Below are 4,215 nucleotides of genomic sequence, written 5' to 3' on the forward strand. Positions count from 1 at the left end.
TGGATACAGATATATTATGAACAATTCCAGAATTTTAACGTTTTAAGTTGATTCTATATTTCTATCGTCAGAATTCACTTTTAATCGCATAAAATACCACACTATGAGTTTTTTGTGTGAATCCAAAAGCGATCTCCATTCTGCATTCGGGCAAAGCGATATCTGCTTTTAGGGGCTATGACGTTCCTGCGTCGCTAACGCTACGCTATCGGTGATGCAGATTAAAGTTTAATACCCAGACTGCGACTATCGTGAGGGACTACGCGCCTTTGTCCGCGATCGCTATTTCTGGCCTTTAAAAATCATCATCAAGGGGACATAGGAGAATTTGTAAGAACTCCGGTAAATCTTCATACTGATCTAAAATAATATCTGCCATTGTTAAATACCACAAATGGTAAAGCTGAGGTTTTTGATGAGTACGTCCTTGGCTGAACCAAGTGCTAACAGTGTGGATATCTACATGACAGATTTCTGCAACTAAGTCGCGCTTTACACTCCACTTGGCGACAAATTCTTGATGATCTAAAATTGGTACAGCATAAATAAATGCTCTTATTAGTTTTAATTGTTGCGGCGTTAAAGGTTTAGGATTACTCATGAAGCCTCACCCAACAGGCATTCAATTACATCTTCAATAGCAGAGTGCGGTGCTGGTATGTCTGATAAATTAAGAAGCTTTATGGATTGTGGATATCGCAATGCTATGTGAACCGTATCAGTCACAGATTCAGTCGGTGTTCTGAACATTATTTTGATGATGCGAATCATGGTTTTTTGAATATCTGGAATCAGCTTTGAAGGGGCTATTTAAATTCCAAGCAGGATTAATTCTATGGACACCACTCTAGACCCTTGGTGTCTGATGGTGTCTGCGGTGGTGTCTCGTCGTGTCTGTGCTGTACAAGGATTTTAGCGTTTGGTGTCCGTGGTGGCTGGTGTCTGGTGTCTGCCAAAATAGGGGGGTTTTCAGGGGAGACACCAGACACTCAATGCAGCTAAATCTGATTTAGTTTGATAACACCCTCGGCTATCCAGTCTGCCAAACCTGCCCCAACAATTTCATACATCCAGCCCTTGATTTGCTCAACAGTGAATCTTTCACCAGCCACTTTAAAGTTGCCCTTAAACTCTCTTACATCAGCTTCTATTCGTTCAGTTCGGGTGAGATATTCATACAGTTTTTGCGCCATTGCTGAGAGTTTCGTTTTCTCATCCTGGGCATTGTCTCCCTGATTTTCCAGATTGGATTTTAATTCATAGATTTTTTCTAATGACTCCCGTGAAAGCATGGGAGTATTAGCAGTCTGTTCACCCAAGCCATTGTCATCGTTCTCAACAGTGACAAAAATATCAACACCCTTATACTTCATCAAATTGGGCAGTAATCCCATTTTTACCTTGCCAGCCGTAGAGAAAATTACCGGGATATGTTGCTGATTTGAAATAGCTATTAGTCGTTTACAAGTGGCGATAAACGCCCGTCGTGCCTCCTCATCAGGCATCACATATTGATTTTTAATAATGGACTGCAAAACACTAAACCCACCTTGTTCTAGTCCATCCTCATCAACGCTTACCAATCCTTGACTAACAATGTTGAGATTATTTCTGATATTGCTATCCTCAGCAATTCCCAAGCTAGTAAGGTTAAAAGTTTGAGTATCTGCAAACAAGCTACAATTAAACTCTCGTGCGACGGTGACAATATCAGCCAGCTTAGTTTTTACCTGAGTATTCCATAACTTTGTATGGCATTGACTGAGGTCATTGTGAATTGAATACCAATCAGCCAAGATTAACCGGACTGGTTTAGTTTTAAACTGCTCACGCTCATGCTCTGGATATTGCGATCGCTTCAGAAAGATTCCATGAACTATCTCCAGTGCTTTCAGTGCTGTTTCTGGTGATGATGGATCATAAATAAAAACCTTACCCTTTTTTTTCAACCCATTAAAACTGTCATTCTTGCGAGCTATGACATACACATCGGCATCAGAGAATTTTTCAAATAATTTACTTACCCAGAATGCTTGGCTAACTGATTTACCCGCACCACTGGGAGCCGCTAATAATGTGCTGAGTTTTGACGAAACTAATTCATCAACGATGCGTTGACCAATAGCCAAATCATCGTTGGGTGCGATTGCCTGTTGTTCAGTCCCAGAAACTTTGTCATCACTGCGGGTAACATCATTTAAAGTTTGACCCGTGAGTGCTGGCTGACTATTAATTGCTTGCAGTTGTGCTTGTGCTTCGACTTCAGCTTGTAGCCTAACTTGCTGCTGATAAATAGCTAATTCTTGAGGTGACATCGCTGCTAATTGCGCCCCTCTCGCTTTTCTATTTTCAGACCATTGGTGAAATTCGTAATCTACTTTGGCACTGTACACTTCCTTATGTAATCGTAATCCGTGCCAAAGTTTATTAATCTGCCAGTCTGTGCGGGTCGATTCTCGGTATTCTGGCATCAATTGAATTAATCGTTTTTCTCGTGCTTTACTCAGTCCATAAGCACTAGTCATTAGCACCGTTGCACCCAATCCCCACCAATGTTTATCAGGATTACTTGGAGGAATTGTCCTTAATCGGGTAGCCTTCGCTGGCAGAAAACTTTCACGCTGAAATTCTGGGTTAGCTGGTGCGTAAGTCTCGGCGTAAAACTCACTTTCCGGCATAATGTAACGCTTATTAGTTGTACAATATTTGGGTTTGTGTTTGGGGCGGAAACAGTACTCAACTAAACTAATTTGTGTTCCAGTGAAGGACTTAGCTCCGCACAGCATCGCCGCTACTGCCAGCACTCCCACAGTAATATTATTGGCAATCCCAGAGCGTTTATAATCTTCAAACGAGGAGCGAATACTCATGTGTTCCTCCACTTGAAAAATACTGCGATCGCTAATAAGCCACAGACTAAGCCACCGATTAATGTCCAATCTGGCTCAGTTCGTGGTACGGGTTTAACTTCATAGTGCTTTACTTCTTCATAGAAAAGAGTTTTACCCGTTCTACTTGCGCTGGACACCGCACGATATTCATCAAAAGCAATCCATAAAGAAGCTGCGACACTCGTTGTCTGTGCAGCTGCAACAATGAAGTCTCTTTCAACATGAATTCGCTCATCATACCGAATCTTGGTGAGAGCATTAGCGAAAAACAAACCAAGCACAACACTGCCTAAAGTACCAGTTGCCATCGCCCCAATTCCAAGATAAGTCAGCAGGTTTACTCCACCACTAGCAGCGAACACACCGAGGAAAGTAGCGAGTGATTTATTTAGTAATTGTTTATTGCTAAAAACTTCTCTAATTGATTCCTCCAACCGTTCACTGTCCTCATCTTCTGGAGTGCTAGAAGATTCTTGCTGCTCACCCGTGATATCACCCCACAGAGTAGGAGACGATTGGTTATTGTTGGGTTTAAACCGCGATAATAATGATTCGATTTCATTCATTGGGCGTTACCTACTGCAAGGGAAATCACAAGAAAACAGGGGAGTAATATTTCCCCTGCTTTTGGCTAATTCAGACTAAATACCCATGAAGTTTTTGAACCAATTACCAGCTTTAGATAATCCACCAGTGCGGCTATAATTTGGCTTGGGTATCCGGTCAGTTTTAGCTTCGCTGCCTCTCGACCACAATGCCGCAGTCACAGCATTTTCGTAAGCTAAATCCGCCGCGTCTTGGGCATCGGGTAGTTTATGGGATGCCTTCAACATATCCACCTCGTACTTTGCGATCGCCATGAGGTCTGCCGTTGCCCCAGATATTTGAATCAAGGATGAGCGTTGGGCGTGGCGAGTTGCTTCGGCAGTAGTGGCATTAACCAGTTCCGCATTCATCTCTACCATTTCGTTTTTAAGTCGCTGTTCCCCAGTTTTGGCAGTGTTGATCGCTTTTAGAGTTTGTCCCCCATGCTTCTGGGTTAGTTGCACAAGTTCGGCGTAGGCTTGATTAATATCGCCTGTGGTTTCAAGGATTTTTCGATATGCTTCCAGCGCTTTTGGTAAGTTAGCTTTTGCAGTATCGGAGAGTCTGCCCAGGTCGGATATCTTGGTAATGGTGGTCTGATCGCCAAGTAATGCTTTGTTAAAATCATCAGCACTTATCCCAAACAATTTACCCATTGCACCTAATGTTCCAGGTGCAGTTGCGGGGATATGATTTTTGAGTTTCGCAGATCCAAAATTACGTGTCATTTAATCTCCCT

The 4,215-nt window shown here is 42.5% G+C and carries 5 protein-coding genes; all 5 read right to left on the reverse strand.

Annotated features, from left to right (window positions below; genetic code table 11):
* Positions 1-295 precede the first annotated feature (295 nt).
* On the reverse strand, positions 296-601 hold the full coding sequence (locus tag HWQ37_RS28810; protein WP_292753836.1) for a hypothetical protein: 306 nt from the start codon (positions 599-601) through the stop codon (positions 296-298).
* Positions 598-750 (reverse strand): hypothetical protein, encoded by a 153-nt coding sequence (locus tag HWQ37_RS28815; protein WP_292753837.1) that lies wholly within the window; start codon positions 748-750, stop codon positions 598-600. Before HWQ37_RS28815 ends, HWQ37_RS28810 begins: the two co-directional genes overlap by 4 nt.
* 248 nt (positions 751-998) lie before the next feature.
* Entirely contained in the window at positions 999-2,870 is a 1,872-nt protein-coding gene (locus HWQ37_RS28820; RefSeq protein WP_292753838.1) for a hypothetical protein, read from the reverse strand.
* Positions 2,867-3,457: a hypothetical protein gene (locus tag HWQ37_RS28825; protein ID WP_292753839.1), complete on the reverse strand. Its 591-nt coding sequence runs from the start codon at positions 3,455-3,457 to the stop codon at positions 2,867-2,869. The genes HWQ37_RS28820 and HWQ37_RS28825 overlap by 4 nt, the downstream gene beginning before the upstream one ends.
* 75 nt (positions 3,458-3,532) lie before the next feature.
* A complete protein-coding gene (locus tag HWQ37_RS28830; protein ID WP_292753840.1) occupies positions 3,533-4,204 on the reverse strand; it encodes a hypothetical protein in 672 nt (223 codons plus the stop codon).
* Between the last annotated feature and the right edge of the window lie 11 nt (positions 4,205-4,215).

This window comes from Nostoc sp. NMS4 (assembly GCF_017115095.1).
GTDB lineage: Bacteria > Cyanobacteriota > Cyanobacteriia > Cyanobacteriales > Nostocaceae > Nostoc.

Coding starts and splice junctions, on each gene's coding strand:
- HWQ37_RS28830 (WP_292753840.1), bottom strand. CDS start 4,204: ATGACACGTAATTTTGGATCTGCGAAACTCAAAAATCATATCCCCGCA.
- HWQ37_RS28825 (WP_292753839.1), bottom strand. CDS start 3,457: ATGAATGAAATCGAATCATTATTATCGCGGTTTAAACCCAACAATAAC.
- HWQ37_RS28820 (WP_292753838.1), bottom strand. CDS start 2,870: ATGAGTATTCGCTCCTCGTTTGAAGATTATAAACGCTCTGGGATTGCC.
- HWQ37_RS28815 (WP_292753837.1), bottom strand. CDS start 750: ATGTTCAGAACACCGACTGAATCTGTGACTGATACGGTTCACATAGCA.
- HWQ37_RS28810 (WP_292753836.1), bottom strand. CDS start 601: ATGAGTAATCCTAAACCTTTAACGCCGCAACAATTAAAACTAATAAGA.